This is a genomic window from Methylorubrum zatmanii, assembly GCF_014845115.1.
GTDB classification, from domain to species: Bacteria; Pseudomonadota; Alphaproteobacteria; order Rhizobiales; family Beijerinckiaceae; genus Methylobacterium; species Methylobacterium zatmanii.
Genome location: NZ_NKUI01000038.1, coordinates 12610 through 32318, shown reverse-complemented (window position 1 = coordinate 32318; position 19709 = coordinate 12610). Strand labels below are relative to the sequence as shown.

The 19709-nt window shown below is 64.9% G+C and carries 14 protein-coding genes; 1 reads left to right on the top strand and 13 read right to left on the bottom strand.

Features of this window, described 5'->3' with window-relative positions:
- Nucleotides 1-5 precede the first annotated feature (5 nt).
- The 10 genes from MZTS_RS04830 to MZTS_RS04790 all read right to left on the bottom strand — a co-directional run bounded on the left by MZTS_RS04830 (nt 6) and on the right by MZTS_RS04790 (nt 14803).
- Complete coding sequence (locus MZTS_RS04830) at nt 6-1085, bottom strand: GIY-YIG nuclease family protein (RefSeq protein WP_192282229.1); 1080 nt, start codon at nt 1083-1085, stop codon at nt 6-8.
- The gene (locus MZTS_RS04825; protein ID WP_210329123.1) at nt 1078-3171 is read right to left on the bottom strand and encodes a DEAD/DEAH box helicase; all 2094 of its coding nucleotides are present in this window, start codon (nt 3169-3171) and stop codon (nt 1078-1080) included. Before MZTS_RS04825 ends, MZTS_RS04830 begins: the two co-directional genes overlap by 8 nt.
- Nucleotides 3172-3182: 11 nt before the next feature.
- Nucleotides 3183-5894: a class I SAM-dependent DNA methyltransferase gene (locus MZTS_RS04820; protein ID WP_210329122.1), complete on the bottom strand. Its 2712-nt coding sequence runs from the start codon at nt 5892-5894 to the stop codon at nt 3183-3185.
- Nucleotides 5895-6029: 135 nt separating this feature from the next.
- Entirely contained in the window at nt 6030-6440 is a 411-nt protein-coding gene (locus tag MZTS_RS24955) for a hypothetical protein (protein ID WP_210329121.1), read from the bottom strand.
- A gap of 700 nt (nt 6441-7140) precedes the next feature.
- On the bottom strand, nt 7141-7266 hold the full coding sequence (locus MZTS_RS25455) for a hypothetical protein (protein ID WP_281397007.1): 126 nt from the start codon (nt 7264-7266) through the stop codon (nt 7141-7143).
- A 273-nt stretch (nt 7267-7539) separates the two neighbouring features.
- Complete coding sequence (locus tag MZTS_RS04810; protein ID WP_192282221.1) at nt 7540-9201, bottom strand: DUF3987 domain-containing protein; 1662 nt, start codon at nt 9199-9201, stop codon at nt 7540-7542.
- Between the two features lie 159 nt (nt 9202-9360).
- Nucleotides 9361-10074: a hypothetical protein gene (locus MZTS_RS04805; RefSeq protein ID WP_192282218.1), complete on the bottom strand. Its 714-nt coding sequence runs from the start codon at nt 10072-10074 to the stop codon at nt 9361-9363.
- Nucleotides 10071-13034, bottom strand: coding sequence for an HsdM family class I SAM-dependent methyltransferase (locus MZTS_RS04800; RefSeq protein ID WP_192282215.1), 2964 nt, complete (start codon nt 13032-13034; stop codon nt 10071-10073). Before MZTS_RS04800 ends, MZTS_RS04805 begins: the two co-directional genes overlap by 4 nt.
- Entirely contained in the window at nt 13031-13813 is a 783-nt protein-coding gene (locus MZTS_RS04795; protein ID WP_192282212.1) for a DNA adenine methylase, read from the bottom strand. The genes MZTS_RS04800 and MZTS_RS04795 overlap by 4 nt, the downstream gene beginning before the upstream one ends.
- Before the next feature lie 78 nt (nt 13814-13891).
- The gene (locus MZTS_RS04790; protein WP_192282209.1) at nt 13892-14803 is read right to left on the bottom strand and encodes a GSU2403 family nucleotidyltransferase fold protein; all 912 of its coding nucleotides are present in this window, start codon (nt 14801-14803) and stop codon (nt 13892-13894) included.
- Between the two features lie 306 nt (nt 14804-15109).
- Between MZTS_RS04790 and MZTS_RS04785 the strand changes: the two genes are divergently transcribed.
- Nucleotides 15110-16123, top strand: coding sequence for a hypothetical protein (locus MZTS_RS04785; protein WP_246481996.1), 1014 nt, complete (start codon nt 15110-15112; stop codon nt 16121-16123).
- 343 nt (nt 16124-16466) lie between these two features.
- Here MZTS_RS04785 and MZTS_RS04780 read toward each other — a convergent pair whose 3' ends face one another.
- The 3 genes from MZTS_RS04780 to MZTS_RS04770 all read right to left on the bottom strand — a co-directional run bounded on the left by MZTS_RS04780 (nt 16467) and on the right by MZTS_RS04770 (nt 19598).
- A complete protein-coding gene (locus MZTS_RS04780; protein ID WP_192282206.1) occupies nt 16467-17423 on the bottom strand; it encodes a hypothetical protein in 957 nt (318 codons plus the stop codon).
- 209 nt (nt 17424-17632) lie between these two features.
- Nucleotides 17633-18688: a TniQ family protein gene (locus MZTS_RS04775; protein WP_157914156.1), complete on the bottom strand. Its 1056-nt coding sequence runs from the start codon at nt 18686-18688 to the stop codon at nt 17633-17635.
- A gap of 7 nt (nt 18689-18695) precedes the next feature.
- Nucleotides 18696-19598: a TniB family NTP-binding protein gene (locus MZTS_RS04770; protein ID WP_192282203.1), complete on the bottom strand. Its 903-nt coding sequence runs from the start codon at nt 19596-19598 to the stop codon at nt 18696-18698.
- Nucleotides 19599-19709: the final 111 nt, after the last annotated feature.

The window sequence follows — 19709 nt, the reverse complement described above, 5'->3', positions numbered from 1 at the left end:
CTCGCTTACGCGGCGATCGTCCGCACCTTCTGACCAAGCGCTGCAGTCACAGCATCGGCGACGGCATCGGCATTGATCCGGAACCACTCGGTCGCGCTGTGAGGCGTGCCGTCCGGTCCCGTGACCTTCAGGGCGACGTGGTAGGGCCGCAGCTGCTTGTGAACCAGTCGCTCGGCCTCTTGGGCCGAGTGCCCCTTGAACTCGTAGGTGTCGACGATCTCGACGTCGGCATAGAGGTAGGTCGCCTGCGTGGCGGCGCGGCTGATCCGATCTTCGACCCGCCCGGCGGTCGTACCCACCTTCAAAAGCCCGGCGACCTCGGGGCGCGGGGACAGCGACCTAAGCACGTAGACGTACCCGGTCGACGCGCCCTCAAAAAGTGGGCCTGCGCTCGTCGTCGGAATCCGTCGGGCATCCTTATCTTCGTAGAGCCGGCGTACCAGTGACGACATCAGGAGATTGGACTCGGTGCCGTTCTCGAAAACGACGCGCAGACGCGCGTCATCCTTGCCGTTGCGCTGATGCTTATCGCGGACATCCGCCACCTGGAGCATCTGGCCCTTGAGGACGAAGAACTCGCCGATCTCGACCCGTTCCTGGCTGAACGGGACGGGCTTTCTCAGGCGCTCCTTCACGCTCTGGCGCACGCTGTCGAACAGGCCCTCGAACCGATCGAAGTCCTGGCAGGGCACACGATCCGCGACATAGTCCGGCATGGCGCGCGGCTGGAGGGCATCGCGGACCTGGAAGATGTCGGTCCCGTCGGCGAGCAACGGATCGTCCATGGGATCCACTGCCTGGCCTGTCACGAACACGAGGCCGTGAACGTCGAAGGGCTCGAGGCCGGTGAGGGCCGCCTTGGACGCGCGCAGGCCTGCGAGCTCATTCGCCAGCATGCGCTCCAGAACGCTCCGACCCTTCTGCGAGACCGGCTCCGTCCCGTTCTCGGCGTAGAAGGCGTTGATGCGCGCCAGTACCTCGGCGGCCTGTTCGACGACCGGTGTACGTGCCGCACGGACCCGCTCATCGGGCGTCGCGAGGAGGGGGTCGTTCAGATAATCGATGGCGTCCTGGGTCTCAGCCATTGGCGGCTCCAGCAGTGCGGCCGGCATCGGCCCCGGCAAGATCGGCGCGACGTTGCCGTGCGAGCCTGCGCATGAAGGCGAGGGCATCGGCGAGACGGACCTCACGTCCGTTCGGCGCGTTCAGGTTCGGCTCGCGGCCCTCGCGTTTGATAAAATCCTTGATCCGGTCCATCAGCTTCTCGGCCTCATCCTGCGTCATCGCCACCTTCATGGCGCGGACCTCTCCGTGGAGGCGGGCGAGGATGTCCTCGTTCAAGGCTTTGGACAGGATCTCGTAGGCGTCGATGAACTCGCGCCGCCCGCCGAGGAGATCGACCTGAAGATCGCGCACGTCGAGGAACTTGTGCGTCGCGCGGATGAAGTTGTCCCCGCCGCCGGGGAGTTGGGGATCCTGAGGCTCCTGCCCCCCGGACGCCGGCGTACGGTCATCCAGGTCGAGGCTCATGGTCTGGATGACGCTGGGATCCTCCTTCACGGCCCGGCCGAGTTCCGTCCGAGCCCCGAACAGCGTGACCACGTCCTGTATGACGTTGTCGGGCTGGTGGGGATACCGCCGTCGCACGATGTCGGTGCAGATGACGTCGTGCATGACGTCGGCATGGTGGGCGTCGGGATTGAGCATCACCGTGATCGTCCGAGGGTCGCTCTGCACGTTGGCGACGAGATCTGGGAAATCGGCGTCGATGATGCGCTTGGCCTCATCCGACACCATGGGCCCGTTGATGACCTCGATCTCGCCCGCGTTGGTCACGGGCTCGGGCTTGCCCGTCTGAGGCTGCTGCCCGGTCATGTCGTCCGACCCCTTGTGGGTGCGGAACTTGAAGGTCGGGGCCATCACCTGCTCCATGAGCAGGGACACTGAGATCGCTTTCAGCATGTCGTTGACGGCACGCGAGACGACATCGTCCTTCGCGAACGGGGCCGAGACGAGGTTCGTGAAGCGTGCCTCGGTCTTGCCCGGTGCGTCGCGGGTCGCGCGGCCGATGATCTGGACCACTTCCGTTAGCGAGCCACGATAGCCGACCGTAAGGACGTGCTCGCACCAGATCCAGTCGAAGCCCTCCTTGGCCATGCCGAGGGCGATGATGACGTCGACGTCGTCGCGGGATTTGACCTTGCGGAGCGAGGCCATGACCTTCTCTCGGCCGGGGCCGTCATCCACGAGGTTGGCGATCTTCAGGATGCGCCGGCCGTTGCGCACGCGCACGAAGCCGGTGACGGGATCGACGCCGAGCGGATCCCCGAGCGTGTCGACGATAGCGTCGACCTCGAACATCTTGTCGGCGACGGCCTCGCTCGATCCCACGTGCGGGATGTGGACGATGGTCTTCAGCGCCGGATCCAGGGCCTCACCCATCCGGTCGAGGTAGCGACCTTGATAGAAGCGGAAGCCGATGTGCAGCGTCTTCAGGTACTCGTATCCGTTCAACTGCTCATAGTAGGTGTAGATCACCCGCTCGAACCGAGCCTCGTCCTCGGGATGGAGGATCGCTTCCGTGTCGCCCCGGAAGTAGGAGCCGGTCATCGCCAGGACGTGGGCGCTGCCGCGGTCCATAAGGCCGCGCAGGAGTGAGCCGAGCTTGTTCTCGTCGTTCGACGAGGCGTGGTGCAGTTCGTCCACGCAGATGAGAGCGCCGTCGAAGATCTCGATGCCAGCCCTGGTGAACGCAAAGCGCAGCGTGGCGTGGGTGCACAGAGCGATGCTCTCGCTGCTGGAGCCGAGGAACTCGATGAGTTCGGCGACCTTCGATCCGGTCTCCGAACCGACCCCGCAGAGATCGCGGTCGAGCTTCCAGTCTCGGAAGAATCCGCCAGCGGTGAGCTTCGTGTCGCGGAACGACGCGCCGATCGACCGCTCGGGCACCGCGACGATGACCTTGCGAAGCCCCTGGTTTTGAAGCTTGTCCAGGCCGATGAACATGGCCGCGCGCGACTTGCCGGACGCCGGCGGCGATTTCACCAGGATGTACTGGCTGTCGCGCACGTCCCAGACGCGGCGCTGCATGACGCGCATGCCGAGCGCGTCCGTGCGCTTCGAGGATCCGTCCGCCGCATAGCGCAGCGTCGTGTCGGAGAGTTCAGCCACGGCGTTTCCCCTTACGCTCTTCTGCCGGGTTCATCGGCGATGGCGCGCTCGTAGAGCTGCAGCATATGCTCGATCCGGTCGGCGTCCGAGCGGTACTTGCGCGAGCCGAAGATCGCTTCGACGGTTTCGTCGAGCTCTTCGTGGGCGCGGCGCAAATCCCCTGGCATGGCTTTGGGCGCATAAAGGTCGCCAAGCGTACGCCCGAAACCAGCTTCTTTGCGCGCGCGATCGATTTCCCACCAGTGCTCCTCAAGCTCTTCCTTTCTACGATCGGAGAGAATAGGCAGTGGGAAGTTATTCCAAACGATTGTGTTGGAGTATCGAACGCGAGTCTCCAGCTTGCCGCCGATGGTTTCCAGCCAAAGCCTGTGAATGCGCGACGACAGTATAGCTGCCTGCCAAATTGATCCGTCGTAGATGGCGAATGCCTCGCTCGAAACTATGTTTTCTGAAGCGAGAACATCGACAGGAAGATAGATCCTATCTTCGCTTGATGGCCGTGGCACGACGATAGTATGAGACGATGAGCAGTTTTGCTCTCGAAATGACCAAGGGCGTTCAGCCATTTTCTTGGCAGACGCGTCCGAGCTAGCGAGCCGCTTTGCTCGAACTCGCTCAAATCTTTCGGACAACATATTAATACGGCCCGCGGACTCCGCCTCGTCGGGTCTGATCCAGAGACACCATCGCTCGATGCCTTTCATCAGCTCCTGGCTTCCATAGATTCGGCGGAGATATGTCTCAGCTTCTGGATGCTGATCCAAAAGAGATTTTTTGTCTTGAGCATTTAACAGGAGTGCATCGCCATTGTTCGGCATATTTCCGAATTGCATGAGCTCGAAATCACGCGAGATCGGCTTGGACCGCTTCGTAACGATTGTTGTAACGTTTGGCGCAAGATAGGGACCGATAAGATCGACGGATCTTACTGTGTCTGCATCATACAAATATTTAGGCGCTGATGTTTCAGGCCCAAGACCAACGATCACGCAGGTTACGCCTGCGTTGCGCGTGGCCAAATTGGCCCATTTGAATGATCTATGGGCGAAATAGATCTCTAATTTCTTTAAGAGTCTCGGCCAGAGTGTCGGAACGGAAGCGCCCTGGACAATCGAATTTGTGGAAACGAAAGCGAATGGAGAACCAGTTGCTTCGGCGTAAAGCACGCCTTTGAAGAACCAAATGGCGACGTAATCGAGTTCGCCGTAGTTCGGGATCTTCCCGTGGAAGACCGTGACCATGTCGGCGCGCTGGTCGCTGCTTTGATGCTTTGAGCCTTTGAAGGGTGGGTTACCGACGACGTAGGTTTCCATCGTCGGGTCTGGCGGACACGCGGTGAGCCAATCAGCGCGCGCCGAGTTGGCACGCGTGATCCGTCCTGCAGCCGTTAGAGGCAGTGCAGGAGGGGCCTTGCCCATCTTTTGCCGGAAGTTCTCGTTAACCTGATACTCGGCGATCCACAGTCCGAGGCGTGCGGTCTCGCAGGCGAAATCGTCAATCTCGATGCCATAGAAGTGCTCGAGCTTGACCACCGGATGGGCGAACTCACCGAGCCGAATGAAGATCTCCATCTCGATGGCGCGCAGATCCTTGTAGGCGAGGATCAGGAAGTTGCCTGATCCACAGGCCGGATCGAACATCCGGATCCGACCGAGGCGGGTCAGCAAGTCGTGCAACCGCCCCTTATTCGATCCTGCCTTTTCGAGTTCTGCTCGTAGATCATCGAGCAGGATCGGATTGAGCACTTTGGCGATGTTTGACGGGGACGTGTAATGCATCCCCATCTCGCCGCGCTTGTCGATATCAACGACGGCCTGAAGCATTGATCCGAAAATATCGGGATTGATCGTGCGCCAATTGAGTTTGGCACAGGCGAGCAATTGCTTGCGGCAGCGGCTATCGAGCGTCGGCATCGGCGACGTCTCTTCGAAGAGGCCACCATTGACGTAGGGCAGCTTGCCCCAGCCCTTGGCGGGCTGCGTCCGTTTCTCGGGTTCCGTCGCCATGTGAACGAATGCGCCGTCTAAAAAGGCGGCGAGGTCAGAGCCATCGACCTGAGTCGATTGGATCAGTGCGCTCTTGAAAAGGTCGGCCTCGAAGATGCCGACGTCCTCGGCGAACAGGCAGAACAGGACCCGGACCATGAACAGGTTCATGGCATGCCGGTCGGCCTCGGTGGACCATCCAGGGTTCGCATCGCGAACGGCATCGAAGAACCGGGAGATGTGCTTGGTCGCCCGCACATCCGCCTGACGCTCCGGGGCCGGGACGTAACGCTCATGCCCGCCGAGGGGGAAGAAGAACTCCGCCTCCATCGGCAGGACATCGACACCCTCATGGATGTCGTCGCCGATCTTCGTGTCGTGAGCGGCGATACCCTCCCCATCGTAGGCCACCAGCAGGCGAGGCCGCTTCGTCTTGGCCGCGCTTGCAGCCTCGGCCTTCATCCGCTCAAGGGTGCGGTCGGCATCGCCGAGAGCCACGGTCTCGAACCGAAGCATGCGGGTCCAGGAGAAGGATCCCGTGGCGGCCTCGTCCTTCAGCTTGGTGATGGTGGCACGCGGCGCGCCAACCGCCTCCATCAGGGCCAAGCCGAACTCGCCGCCGACCAGCTTCTGCTGCGCGAGCGCATCGAAATTCTCGTAAATCTCACTCGGGCTGAGCATGCGGCCTGGGCTGTGAACCATGGTTCTGGACGGCTCCGTCGATACCACGCCGGTCATGTGAGGGCAGCCGCTGTTCGGCTCAGGTTTGAGCCATCCGCCAGACGATCCACAGATAAGTATTTGTGATAGTTGAATAATTTTCTCATCTGGAGGCCCCTCGGGCGGCTGCGAGACGCATTGCTCCATCGCGCATCAGACGAAGCCTTCGTTCACGAGGCGTACGCCGGCGGACGTGATCTCGTGCCGCTGTCCAGAGCCTTCGACGACCCTGCACCAGCTCTCGGCGACGAGACGCGCATTCGCGCCGTCCGCGACCAGTCGGTAGGCGAAGCCTCCGTACATGCCTGGGACGGCGAACCAGGCTGGTTCAGCGTTCAGGGGTGTCTCCAAAAGGTGCGCGATCTCCGGCAGGCGTAGCCGTGCATCGCGAACGAGGTCGTCGGCACGAGCCCGGATCACGGTGTGGAAGTGATCCTGGATCTTGCGCAGCACGCCGAAGGGGACGCGCGACACTCGCACAGGCTCCAAGATTGCCATGAGCCGGTTGTGACCAAGGCGCTCGGCGACATCGACCGCGCGCTCGCCCCGGGCGTTCTCTAGCATCCGCCAAGCTCCCAGGCGGATCAGAGCTTCGCAGACCTCACGCGGCGCATTCCCGTGCGCAGCCTGGTGGAGCGGCGCGTACAAGGACTGTCCGTCCGGTCGCGTGGTGTTGGCGAGGGCCGGATCGGTCTCAAGGAGGGAGAGAACCCTCGTCCACTCATAGCCCTTTGCGGCATCGGCAAGGGCGTGCCGGCGAGCGGCATGGTCCCCATGGAGAACCTGGCATGCTGTGACGCCGTCCCAGACAACCGACACCCACCTATCCCCTTGTGGCGTAACGACATGCCACCTTCTGAGGGTGACGGATGCGCCTGATGGCGACCTGAAGTTTCAGGCCGCGGTCGTGATCACGCAATTGCGAGCGCGCAACACCGGGAGCGCATCGCGCGCTGAGGCCGACGACGGCGTGGCCGACGGGTAACTTCTGTCGATCGTCCGAAGCCGCAAACCTGCACGACTACGCGGCGTCGAACGAGGATCCGATCAAAGCCCGCGGTGCTGCTCTTATAGGCCCCACCCCCGTAGGCTCAGAACGCATAGGGCAGGGTGCCCTCCTGGTCAGGCATTCGCCGAGCGACGGCCTGGCCGTTTCTGCGTCCTGCCACCCCGACCAATTGTCAGGATTGTCGGTTCTGTCAGCGGCTCCGCATTGGAGGGGATGGGCTCGACGAGCTTGGCGGCCTAGCCCGGTGCCGTGGCTTCAAAGGAGCACGGGGCCGCCCGCCTGGATGAGATCGAGATCCTGGGCCGCGAGGATGGCCCGCAGGTCGTCCAATGCCGCCTGTGCATCGGCGAAGGATGCGAGATCGCGACGTTCGACGGTCATGCCTGTGGTCGTGGTGACAGAGATCGCGATTGCGCCATCGTTGCCGGAGTGGATCTCGTAGGTGACACAGCACGACGACACGGGAGGGGCCTGGACCTCAAGGGATCTGCGCCGGAACTGGGGACCCCGGGTGAAGTCCGAGGTCGGCCCGAGCGTTCCGCCCTCGGTACTCACGACCGGGGATGCAGAAGTAGGGGTACGACGAACGGGCAGATTTGGTCTGTCCGCCCGGGGAGTTCCTGACAATAGGGCCAGTAGCGACAGAAGCCTGGCTTAGGCGGCTTCGTCGGTCGGCTCTGCTTGGGGAGCGGCGTCCGCGGTCGAGGGTTCCTGCGGGAAGATCACCCGGGCGTTGACGCGATATTCCTCTCGCTCGCGACCCTTGGTGGTGCCCTCCCGCTCGGGCTTCCACCAGAGGAGGCCGGCCTCGACGAGGAGGGCGCAGGCGTCCTTGCGGAGCCGGGTGTTCGCGAGCCGTCCACTGGCGACACGCTGGAGCTGCCGCCCGGTGAAGCAATCGCGCCAGTCGCGTTCGCGCAGGATCGCGAGCACGGCGCGGGCATCGGCCTCTCCATCGCCGACGGTCGCCGTCTGCCGGACGCGCTTGGCCTGTTCGAGGAAGTAGGCGTCCATCAGGTGGATCGCCTCGGCCATGCGGTCGGCGTCGATCGTCGTCGGCGATTCTGCGTCCTCCGCCCCGCCGCTCCACTGCAGGAACGTCAGGACGGCGCTGAGGCGCAGAGCCTGGCCGGGAGCCTTGTTGAGCGTTGAGGCGTACCACGCGCTCTTGCCCCGGGCGTCGTCCATCATCCTCTGGCCGAAGGCCTGGAGGAGGTCGGTAGCCTCCTCGGACACCGCGACCTCGTCGGGCCGGTTCTTCACCCGCGTCGATAAGTCGTCGATCGCGATCAGCGCCGCGCGGGCCCGGTCGTCATCGGCCCGCGCGTGCGTGTCGGACTTGCGCGGTATCCGGAAGCTGGTCGGGCCCTCGGGCCACATCCACAGGAAGCGATGGGCGAGGCCGTCGTCGGACTTCGTCAGGAAGTCGCGCAGCGGCTCTGGCTGGACGCTGCCGATGACGCCGATCGATAGGTGCGAGATCTCGACCGGTGCGCGCACGCCGTTCTTCAGGTCGCCGCCCTTGCGAATCACGGTGTAGGGATCACCGTCGTAGGCCTTCAGCCAGAACGGCCGGTCGGCGCTGACGCCCTTGGCGCGATAGCGGTCGAAGCCGCCGAACCAGCCCGCGAGCTCGTCGGAGAATTGCAGCAGCCCGCGCGGCGAGCCGGCGGCGGTCGTGATCAGGCCTTCGGTCGTAGCGTCGACCACGTGCAGGACCGGCATCACCGGCGTCGCCGGGATCTCGGCGTCCTCGGGCCACTCGGGCGGCGGCTTGTCCTGGGCGAGCGCCTCTTCGACGGCGCGCCGCCACGCCTTGTCCTTGAGGTCAGCGACGACGGCCTTCAGGCGATGGGCCGCCCCCTCGCCGTCGATGGTGGCGGCACGCTTGGCCTCGATCTGGTTGATCAGACGACGCACCGGGCGCATGCCGGGGCTCTTGGCGGTCGAGGGATTGCCGACGAGACCGATCCACAGCACGCTCGGGTGTTCCCAGACGCCCTCGACGTTGGGCCAGCGCACATTGCCGAGCAGCGCCCCGACGGTCGCGAGCAGGGTGCCGGCAGTGTAGTCGACCGGGGCGTTCGCGGCCCGAGCCGATTGCTCGACCCAGGTCTGCCAGAAAGGGCCGAGCACCTCGACCGGAAATCGGGGGGCGTCGACGAAGCTGGTCCTCAGCAGCGACGTGTCCGGATCGGCCCACCGGGACTTGGTCGGCTTCGCGTCGGCCTGGAACGCCGCTTTCAGCGCCTCCTGCTGCGCATGGGCGTCCCCTGGCTCGGGGTTCTCATTGGCGGGGGCGTTCGGATCGGACATCGCGTGGGCCTGGTGGGTTCGAGACGAACCTCAGGAGGCGCGGCCAAACCTAACGCAGCCCTGTCGTACCCGCTGTCCCCAGGTCCCTAGCGGAGATTGGTCTCCACTATCCTGAACCTGCGGTTTCCAAACATGCGCTTCTTGGAAGTTCCGAATTTTTTAGTTTGGTGGAAATGCAAATACCAGATGCAGGATGGAGATGTCCGGGAGTTCGAGGGCTGGTCTCGGCACTCCAGAATGCAGTGCGATGCCGAACTGAGGCTGAACGGCATGCAGCGTCGCTCCGTATTCGCCGCCGCGCAGAGCGCCTTCAATCAGATTGGCCCACGGCGGATGCTCCTGAGCCGCAGAGTACGCGAACATGAGCGCTACGCGCTCGCGGGTGTAGGTCGAGTCTGTCGTGAGAAAGCAGCCGAGCCCATCTTCGCCGAGATAGGCAGACGTGACGTCGCCGTGCTGTCGGAGGAGCTTGGCCTCGACGGCCAGGGAGGCTGTGCGACGGCTTCCGAACCGGCGCTTGATCCGGAAGTCCATGCGCCGTGCTGTTGGCCCGCGTCGTGTGCGGCTTTCCACGGGAAGCTCGGGGACGAATTCGATGTCCCGAAGAGGATTGTCGATCCTAAATCTGTCTTTGAGACGGTCGATCTCATGGAAGAGGGCGACCGAGATGTCGACTTCGCCCATTTTCTTCTCAGGCCTAATGGCACGCTGTGCGTCCCAAGCCTTCTGACGTCGCAGGCGCTTGTAGGCGATGGCGACGGCACGAAGAGACGTGACCGTCAGGGCGCTCCAGATGCTGGCTTCGTCGCGGACCATTCCGGCCGCCATGAACGTCTCGATGAGAGCGGCTTGCCTCTTGGTCTGGGCGATCATGCGTGGGGCGCGAGGATACCGGCCGCGACGCGATCCGCGTCGATGAAGGCTTGGGCAATCGTCCAGTGGTGGGCCTCGGACGGCTTGACCAGGACGAGGCGCGCGGCATCGGGATCGCGCCAGTAGAACAGGCTGTCTTCGAACGCCGCTCCAGCGTTCTGATCGTAGGATCGCAGCGCCGGTTCCAAATCGAAGCTCTGGGAGGGCACGCCGGGATCGAGCGAGGTCTGCACGACGGTGACGTTGCGAACCGGATCTCGAAACTCGCATTCCGGTCCGACGCCAGCGACACCGATCAGGCGCTTGCGGATGGTCTGCACGTAGGTCGTGTGAGCAGCCTCCTCGGCGTCCAAGAAGGCTTCCTCTGGAACCTTGGCGTTCGCGAACAGGCGACGATAATCCAGAAATTCCTCGATGGCAGAGCGGAATTCGCCAGTGATCCCGAGAAGATCGTAGCAGGCTGCATCGAGATCGGTCTGGGACTGCTCGAAGAAGCGCTCGAGCCGCGGATCCTCGGGGCCCCGGAAGGGCAGCGGCAGCGACGTGAGATCACCGAGGCTCAAGCGGGGGCGATCCATCATCGCGGAGGGGGCGTGCAGGGTCAGGTAGTACTGGGCCCAACGGCTGTTCAGCACCAGGGTGATCGCTCGCAAGAGTGTCCGTCCGTGGTCGGCTTTGGGCTCTTTGAGGCCGATGCCGATGAGTGTCGTGTTGAACGCGACGGGCCGCGTCGCCAGGGCTGCCGGTCCTTGCTTGCGCGGTACGAGGACGACGTCGTTCAGGAAGAGCGAACGATACTGGCCCTTGATGCCCTTCTGAACCGCCTTGGCCAGGGGGTAGATGCCCTCGGTATCGCCGAGCTTCAGTGCCGAACCGGCACCGACGAAGTTCATATAGTCCGTCCGAGCATCGCCGCGTGTCGTCAGCGTATGGTCCATGGGTACGCCCGAATAGCGTGTCTCGGCCCCGAGCTTCACCACGAGTTCTGGTGTCAGGGACCCGAGGGTCGCGAACCGCTGACGGGCGATATGTCCGTCGACATAGTTCATGATCAGGCGATCGACCGATCGCCCGTTGATCCCGCGGACCCAAGCCGTGTCTGTGTCGAGTTCCGCCTGTGGGATGCCGACGCTCTCGCCTGGATCGAGGACGAGCGTCCAAGCCGCGGTGCGCCGCTTGACCGGCTGAGAGATCGCCGTCGGCGCGTCGAAGCGGACGAGGTGATCAGGCTCGGCCACGCTGTTTGACATGATCAGGATCGCGGCGGCCTGTTCGGCTTCCTTGAAGAGTTCGCGTCGGAACGGGGCAAGGTTCGTCACACTGACGATTTGGTACGCCGTCATGGCATGCCGGAACGGCGCGGCGCGATCGTTGCCGAAGGAACTGGCGGGCAGCAGATAGGCGGCGATGCCCGTAGGCGCGATCGCACGATCGAGCGTTTCAAGAACGAAGACCTGGGCGGCCTGAGCGTTCTCGACCTTGTCCTTCCACCGAAGCGCAGCCTTCTTCAGCCATTCGGCATCGCTGCGAAGCGCATTGCCCCACGGCGGATTGCCCACGACGATATCGAACCGGGCTGAGAAGCGCGTGCTTGGCGCGAAGAAGTCATCGGCGATGAGGTTCGTGCCGACGAGCGGAGGGAACAGCTTCTTGGCAGCCCCGCGCTTGCCGAGGGAGAACGCCATGATCTCCTCCTCGGCGAGGTAGTCGAGGAGGGTGAGATACAAGCTAAAGGCTGCGACGTGACAGGCCTGCGGCTCGAGTTCGGCTCCGAAGATACCGGTCGTCAGGATCATCTGGAGGCGTTCGGCTGGCAGGACAGACTGCCGTTCGGCGACGAGCGCGTTCTCGATCTTGCGCCGGTATGCGCCGACGAGAAAGACACCTGAGCCGCAGGCCGGATCGAGAACGCGGTCGTGCTCCGTCAGGAGCTTCCGGTCCTCAACGGCATCCAGGATGAAGTCAGCGAGGAACGGCGGGGTGTAGAACGCGCCGTCGGCCTTCTTCCGCTTCGGGTTTGTCTTGGCGAGGAACAGTTCATAGACGGCCGAAAGCGTCTCGATCCGGATTGAGCCGAGATCGATCTCGAACAGGGCGAGTTGGAGGCTGCCGTCGCTGTTGGCCCGGCCGAGCCTGATCGCGTCGCGCAAGTAGGTGAGATGCGCGGCTTCGATGATCGCGGGATCCGTCGTAAGCGGGAAGATGGTCCCGTTGAAGACCCCATCGAGCTTTGCGTTGAGGGCGAGAAATGTCTCGACCGGCCAGGGATGATACGGCTCGACGACGGCGCGGCGGTCCTGCTTCTGGTGCTCGAACCAGGCTTCATTCAGGATGCCCCGATCAACCAGCATGTAGATGTAAATCATCCGCCCGATGAGCGTATGGGCGAGCTGGATCGGCAGCTTGCTGAGCCCGGCCTGTCCCCTCGTCAGAACGTCGGAGAGGCTGCCAAGGTTCTTCAGCAGCACCTCGTCGACGCCGGTTTCCGAGACGGCATAGTCGCGCCACGTCACGCGCGAGCGCAACGCGTGAGCGTGCAGCTTGGGAAACACGGTATCGCTTGGGCCTGCGAGGTCGTCGACCGCGACCCTTTTGCGCGTGCGTTGCTCGCGCGTGTCCGATGAGAAGCCGAACCCGTCGCAAAGCCAAGCGCTCTGAGGCGTGACCACGATCAGATACGGTACCAGTCCCTGGCTCCAGACGCGCCGGTGCAGGTTCAGAACTGCGCTGTCGTCCTCGGCTTGTGCGATCAGGACGAGCGGCTTGAAGCGGGGACGGTGGTGGGACGGGCGAAGACCGAACGCCGCGACCACCTGCATGCGGGCTGCGGCCGTCGCGAGCGCCGCGCGATGAGAGCCGAGAGCATCAAAGGCTTCGGCCCAGACCAGACCGTTGGCCTCGCTGTAGCCGAGCCGCTCGATGACCGCATGGACGGTCGCGGATACAGGGAGCGCGCTCATCGCGCGTCTCGGTTCAGCAACGGCGTGTCCGCAGAGCGCCCGGCATCGTGCAGACGGCTGGCGACGGCGAGAAACACGGATGTGTCGGCTGCGGCGAGTTCCTCGAGCATGGCGAGCCGTTCCGGCGTAGGCAGAGCTTGGATGCGGCTCAGAACCCGGCTGCGACGCCGCCGGATTTGCTCGCGCTCACGGAATGTCGCTCCGATGTGTTGATAATCATGCAGGTGGTCGGAGGGGGTGTAATTCACCCAGAGCGATTCGACCACAGCGCCGGCCTGGCTCCAGCCGGGAACGTCGATGCGCTGCCAGCCGGGCAGCAAATCCGTATAGAGATCCGATGCGTAGCCGGACAGGATGACCGGGCAGGGTAGGTTGCGGAGAACTGTCAGGGCCGCAACGTGCTCGGCCTCGCTGTAATCGTGGCGGTAGATCCGACTTCGCGATCGCCGGGTCGCGGCGAGATAGGGCGGATCGCAGTAGACGAGTTCCTCGCCGGTGAAGCGCCGCTCCTTCAGGTGCGCGATCCCGTCGCCGACCTGGATCGTGCAACCCCGCGGCGTGCGGTCTCCCCACCACGCGATGACGGTCGGGTCCAGATCGTAGCCGAAGCTCTCGTGCGCAGGTTTCTTGTGCCGCAGCACTGCGCCGTGGCCGAGATGGGTCTCGATGTACGTGCGATGCGGCGGCATCAGCGAGATGATCCGCTTGTAGCACCGCCCTTTTCCACCCGGGTACGTCATGCCCGCACCATCGCCAAAAAGGGCGATGGACGCAAGCACGCCAGAAGCTCTGTCCCGTGGCTGATGTGTGACACCCCGGGCCGGCTACAAATCCGTCTGCCTGAGTGAGGGGCGTTGTCACGATCCATTGCGTGTCGTGGCCTCTAAGATGGCCGCCGTCGGCGCAGGATCTCGACCGATCGCTCTGGGCGCTTCGACGAGATGGCGAGCGCGTTCGGTGCAAACGCGATTTACGCATGCGCCGGCTCCTCGACGGGCTTCCGTCAGGGCGTGAACCGCATGCCGCTCCGGCGCTGGCACGGCGACGGGAATGCCGGGGCCGTGCAAGACGAGGGATTGCACCGGGTTATCGATCAGGAAGCCGGTGAGGTCTGATGTCTCGTCGTTGGCCTGATCGAGGCCGACGACGGCGACCTGCACGCCGGTCGCCGAACGGCAGAGGCCAAGGTCCTCGGGCCCGGAGGCGAAGCTGGGATCCATCGTGCGGAGGGCGTCGAGGATGCCGCCGACCCGGCCGGGATCCCGGAGGGCGATCTCGACCGCGGGATCATCCCTGGTTCGCTGTGGGCGCTTGGGGAAGCGCACGCCGAGGACGCCGTCGTAGGTCTGGAAGGCGGCCTCTCCGAGGAGCACGGCGTGGTCGGGAAACAGGCCGGCGCGCGCGAGCGCCTCGATGATCCGGCCGGTGATCCGGTCGGGCCGCGGCATCCCGGCTCCGATCAGGGCGCTCACCGTCGTTGCGCGCTCGGCGCGCACCGTCTTCACCCGCTGAAACCGCGCGATCCGTGCCACGACGTCAGGATCGTCGGCGCGCCCGAGATAGCGGGCGTAGCGCTGGCCTCGGCCGGCATCACCGGCGGCGGGGCGGTAACCCTGGTAGTAGGCGTGGTCGGCTGGCGCGCCGGCGCGGTTCGACCGGACCAGGATGCTGCCGTTCTCCGGCATCTCCGGATCGAATAGATCATCGATCCCCTGGTCGAGAAGGTCAGCGTACAGCGTATGCTGGGCGAGCGAGAGCGGTCGGACCATCGTGGGCGATGATGTATGCAAAAACGCAACATGCATACATCGCGAAGAGCGGGCGGGCACGCCCTGTGCATGACCTTTTGTCAGGATCGTCGCTTTGGTTGGCGATCTCACACCTTTGGCGGATCGCAGAAGGGTTCGCAGCCGACCTCCGCTCAGTCCTTCTGACAGTAGGTGCGTTAGCGACGATAGGCTCGGACTTGGCCCTCGATTGGCCCGAAGCGCCTGCAATCGCCGCCCCTGCAGGGCCCGCATCCTTCCTGCCTCAGTCGCAGTGTGGTTCAGTCAGTGAGGGGCAAGGGGGATCACATGGTGGGATGGCGTCCGGGCGGCGAGATCTGTCCGGTCTGCGGCGGTGAGGGACGGGGATCGGTCTCCTATCCCGCCGCGATCTGCCGGGATTGCGAAGGCCGCCTCGTCGACTGGGCCGACCGACCGGTCGACATCACGAACACATCGTTCCTCGGAACGGGCATCCAAGTTTCGAACGGCGAGGATGTCGTCGCCAATGACGACACCCCGATCTTCGTCGACGGGATTGCGTGCTGGGCGCGGGAAGCCCGCTTTGGGGGTGTGGTGGTCCAACCCGTGGCGGGTTGGCTCATGCCGCCGTTTCCGAGCGACACGCCAGATGAATGCAAGACTCTTGCTGCGTTCGGGTACGATGGGCGGGCGGTGCTGGATTTTCTGATCGCCGCATCCCCATGGGGATCGATCGATCAAGCGATCGCGTCCCTGTCGCTCTTCGCTCATCCCGACGTTGTCACGGCGACCGGACGCCGAGCCGTCTTCCGCACGGTACGGGGTCGGACGGCCGACCGGGGCACGATCGTCGACGGCGTGATGGTCGATGACAATGCGAGCCCGGCGGCCGCCTTCGAGTGGAGCACGGGTTTGAAGCGCGCGACGACACGCGACCTGACCTGCTGCCACCTCTACGCGAGTTCGAGCGACCCGGAGGCCTACACGGACCTCCGCAACATCTTCTACGCGCCGAGCTTCATCGCGAAGCTGACCGACAGCCAAGCTCGATCGCTTCCGGAGGTGCATGCCCTCCACGTTCTACGGTACCGCGCATTCGCCCTGCACGGCTATTGTGGGCCGGGCAGCACGATCCGACCACCGAAGCCACAGAACTACGATGCCCTGACATGGGCCGATCCAGCGGGCGCGGGTGCGACCGCGGACCAAGTGCAAGCCAAACTTCGCGCTCGGCTTGCCCAGAAGCCGAAAGACCGGATCACCAAATCGGTCGCGCGATGCGGCTGGGTGTTCACGGGCGGACACCCGGACCCGCTGGTGGTCTATGACGGGCGTTCATAACCTGCGCCGATCGTTCTCGGCCGTCGTAGGTTCTGATCGAGGTGGTAGGCGATCGCCGCCTCGGACCCGATCACCACCTTGCCAAGCGCAGGAAAGGGCTGACCCCTGATTCACTCTGACTCAGGGGTGACGTCGCTGGAGCCTCTTGTCTCGCCGTCGTGGGATGCCACCTTCGACGTCATGATGGACTGCCGTGGAGATACGGCGGACCATCATTGCATCCCAGCCTGTTGCGAAGTGGATGGCCGACGGTTCGTGCTTTGACGTCGGCAAGAGAAAGCGTCACCGGGGACGTCCGAGTGCTAGACGGGCGTTACCCGGTGATCGCGTCCATTCTATTCCATCATAGCTTCTTTGCCTGATCTTTGGCCTTGCCGGATAGGTGGTAGGCGATCGCCGCCTCGGACAGAGGCTGGTGCCCGTGCCGACCGGGGAACGCCCAGGGGCCGGGTCGACTGCTCCAACCCGATGTCCATCTGGCCCAGCGCAGGAACGTGCTGGCGAACGGTTCTTCGAGGGCGATCGCCTCGGCCGCCGGCCACAGCGTGACGCTGTTGCGGGTGACCACGATCTCGTCGCGCCGAAGCGTGAGAACGCGGGTCATCGGCAGGGCGTAGATCCTGGCGAGGAGCAGGATGAGCATGGCCCGTGCCTCGCCGGCGCTGCGCGGCTTTGCAAGGCGCTTCCGCCAGGCTTTGATCTCGGCGCGCAGCCGCTTCTCCTGAGCGACCGGACTGAGAGGGCGCGGCTTGGGCGAGGTCAGGGCCGGCCCGCCCTGGGTGGCGACGAAGCTGAGAAAGCCCTGAAGCGCGGCCCGGTGCCCGGGGCTTTTGCGCAGCGCACGTGCGAGGTGGCGCTGGCTCAAGTCGCCCAGCGGGGCGTCGCCGAGTTCGGCGAGGAGGGCGAGGGCGGCCGTGAGCGAGGTCCGCTGGGTGATGGGCTTCCGGTTCCGGGCCGCGAGGCTGTCGCGGTACCGGCGCAGGAGGGACGCGTGCGGGCTGTCCCGATGCGCGGTCAGGATCGCGTCGACTCGCTCGTTCTCGATCAGGACCTGAAGCCGGGTCCGGTCCCAGTCGAGCACGCCGACATCGCTCATGAAGGCGATCAGGGGTGCGACGCGTCTCGCGCCGTCAGCGCCGAGCGCGGCGTGGACCGCGTCGGTGGTGAGGCGACCGTAGGTGGGATCCCTCACCGCGATCGCGCGGCATGCGTCTGCCGTCCGGGCGATGCGCTCGGCGGCGAGGCCGTTGTCGAGGGGGATGCGGCCGCTCTCGCAGAAGGCGATAAACATCCCGGACATCCACTGGATCGGGATCGTTGCGGCCTCCTCACCGATCTGGCGCTCGGAACGGCGTCGCTGGCTGCAGGGGTAGCAGGGAGCGTGGCCGCTTCCGGGTATGACGGCCTGGCAGATCGGGCACGTGTGGGTGATCCCGACCGAGCAGGGGAAGCAGATCCGGTCGTTGGCCATCACGGGGCGATGGCGGCGACAGATTCGGCAGGTCGCCTTCATCGGCGTTGGGCCGTGGCGTCGAGCAGGCGAGCGGCACGCACGCGCCGGTACCCGGCACGGTTCTGGCGGCGGAGGCGTTTGAGGTCGCGGTCCTGGAGCACGGGGACGAAGGTTCGATCGCGGGCAAACCCTTCGGGCAGGCGCAGGATCTGGAGCGCGAGGTCGCCGGGTTGGGCGACCTTGCGGAAGCTGCGTTGGGTCAGCCCGGCGCTGCCGGCCGCGACGAAGAAGCGGTTCGGCCAGTCACTGAGCCAGTGACCGACGGTCTCGAGGATGACGGCGCGATCGCCGGCGCGCATCCGCTCGAACCGGGTCACCGGGATCGCCGCGGCGTCGAGCCCAAGGGCGCAGCGCAGCAGGGGCAGCACATCGGGATGCCGCGCCACCGTCACAAGGCTGCGCACGCCCCGAAAAGCAGCATCCCCCTGCCAAGGCCCGACCGTCGTACCCGGGTCGTTCGCGAGCACCGCGAGCAGGCGGGTCTGTAACTCGTTCACGGCCGGCAGGACCACCGCGGGATGCGGATCGCGATGGGCGAGATCGAGCCCGCACGCGTGGCAGGCGTCCAGTCGCCAGCGGTAGCTGCGATGGGGCACGATGGCGGCCCCGCAATGGGGGCAGGCATCGCGGAGCGGTGTCATGCAGGTCGGGCAGGCGAGCACGAAGCTGTAGCGCCACGTGCGGCGCATGTACGGCTCACCGTCACCAAGACACCGCGGACAGATCTGAACCGCGTGTCGCATCCGTGTGCGGTGAAAAATCCCGGCGGACAGGATCAGCGCCGTATCGCCCGATCCCCGGCCGAACCGGCGGCGCGGGGCGTCGAGCGTCATCGCCTGCACCCGTTCGAGGGTGAGACCGGCGCGGTTCGCGAGATCGGCGAGCCAGGCGGTATCTTCGCCGCGGTCGAGATCGCGGTTCCAGACCGGTCGGTCCGGCCACCATTGGGCAGCGAACACGGTTGGTGGCAGGCGGTGCCGGAACGCGGCGCGTGCGAGGTACGAGCTCAGGATCTCGTCGTCGTAGGGGGTTGAGGGCAGGGGCCAGCGCATGGCACCCTCAGCCGGCTGCGCGACGCCGTTCCCCGCCATACGGCAACCGCGACGCAGCCTCGATAAGCCCGAGATCGACCCGAGGCTTGCCGGCCTCGATCGCGGTCTCGGTCGCTCGCTGGATGACCCGAACGACCCGGCCGACGGTGCCTTCGGACACATTGAACAGGGCCGTCAGGGGCTCCTTGTCGGCGAGGTTCGAAGGCTCGGGCATTGGCAAAAGCCGCTCGTAGCTCGCCACGAACGAGCGAAATTCCTGGTTCAATCGCCAGCGCGGCAATACGAACGGCTCGAACCGGTTGGCGGTCTGCTCGTCGGTCTTGAGCGCGGCCTCGGCGTCGCGTGTTCCCGCCGCGACGATGGGCAGACGCAGGCGATTGCTCAGGCTCTTGAGCAGGAGCAGCCGGTCGCGCTGGGCGCGCGGGGGCAGGCGCGTGATGTTGTGCAACTCATCGATCATCAGCATGCGCACCGCGAGCTGATCGAGGATTGCGCAGGTGTAGCGCATCAGGTTCTCGCTCCGCCGGGGCGGTGCGCAGCGCATGCGTTCCAGGATCGCCTCCCAGAACAGGGCCTCGTTGGCCTCCTTCGGCATTTCGATGAGGACGACGGACAGCGGCCGATGACCGGTCGGCCCGTCGGGCTCGCGCAGGCGCACCGGATCGCCGTGGCGCGCAGCGAACGTCTCCAGGATGGTGCTCTTGCCGTTGTTGCTGTCCCCGATCAGCAGGCAGTTTTCCATCCGCCGAGCCCGGGCGTGATGGAGGATGCTCTCCAGGCGATCCATCGCCGCCGTCGCCGCCGGGTAGCCGATCCACTGGTCGGATTGGACGAACGCGATCCGCTCCTGGCGCGAGCGTTCCACGAGGAGCCGGACATCCGGCTGGAGGTGGGGATAGCGCTCGGACATCGGCGGCCTCGCAGATCGAGTTCCTGTTTTGTTCTAATCTGGGACGGTGTTCAACGGGCTTGGGCCCGCTGTCCTCAAGCCTGTGGAGAACGGGGATAGGTTCCGACGGCT

Excerpts from the sequence above, each read along its gene's own strand:
- MZTS_RS04830 (WP_192282229.1), bottom strand. The coding sequence starts at position 1,085 with ATGGCTGAGACCCAGGACGCCATCGATTATCTGAACGACCCCCTCCTC.
- MZTS_RS04820 (WP_210329122.1), bottom strand. The coding sequence starts at position 5,894 with ATGACCGGCGTGGTATCGACGGAGCCGTCCAGAACCATGGTTCACAGC.
- MZTS_RS24955 (WP_210329121.1), bottom strand. The coding sequence starts at position 6,440 with ATGCTAGAGAACGCCCGGGGCGAGCGCGCGGTCGATGTCGCCGAGCGC.
- MZTS_RS25455 (WP_281397007.1), bottom strand. The coding sequence starts at position 7,266 with ATGACCGTCGAACGTCGCGATCTCGCATCCTTCGCCGATGCACAGGCG.
- MZTS_RS04810 (WP_192282221.1), bottom strand. The coding sequence starts at position 9,201 with ATGTCCGATCCGAACGCCCCCGCCAATGAGAACCCCGAGCCAGGGGAC.
- MZTS_RS04805 (WP_192282218.1), bottom strand. The coding sequence starts at position 10,074 with ATGATCGCCCAGACCAAGAGGCAAGCCGCTCTCATCGAGACGTTCATG.
- MZTS_RS04800 (WP_192282215.1), bottom strand. The coding sequence starts at position 13,034 with ATGAGCGCGCTCCCTGTATCCGCGACCGTCCATGCGGTCATCGAGCGG.
- MZTS_RS04790 (WP_192282209.1), bottom strand. The coding sequence starts at position 14,803 with ATGGTCCGACCGCTCTCGCTCGCCCAGCATACGCTGTACGCTGACCTT.
- MZTS_RS04785 (WP_246481996.1), top strand. The coding sequence starts at position 15,110 with ATGGTGGGATGGCGTCCGGGCGGCGAGATCTGTCCGGTCTGCGGCGGT.
- MZTS_RS04780 (WP_192282206.1), bottom strand. The coding sequence starts at position 17,423 with ATGTCCGGGATGTTTATCGCCTTCTGCGAGAGCGGCCGCATCCCCCTC.
- MZTS_RS04775 (WP_157914156.1), bottom strand. The coding sequence starts at position 18,688 with ATGCGCTGGCCCCTGCCCTCAACCCCCTACGACGACGAGATCCTGAGC.
- MZTS_RS04770 (WP_192282203.1), bottom strand. The coding sequence starts at position 19,598 with ATGTCCGAGCGCTATCCCCACCTCCAGCCGGATGTCCGGCTCCTCGTG.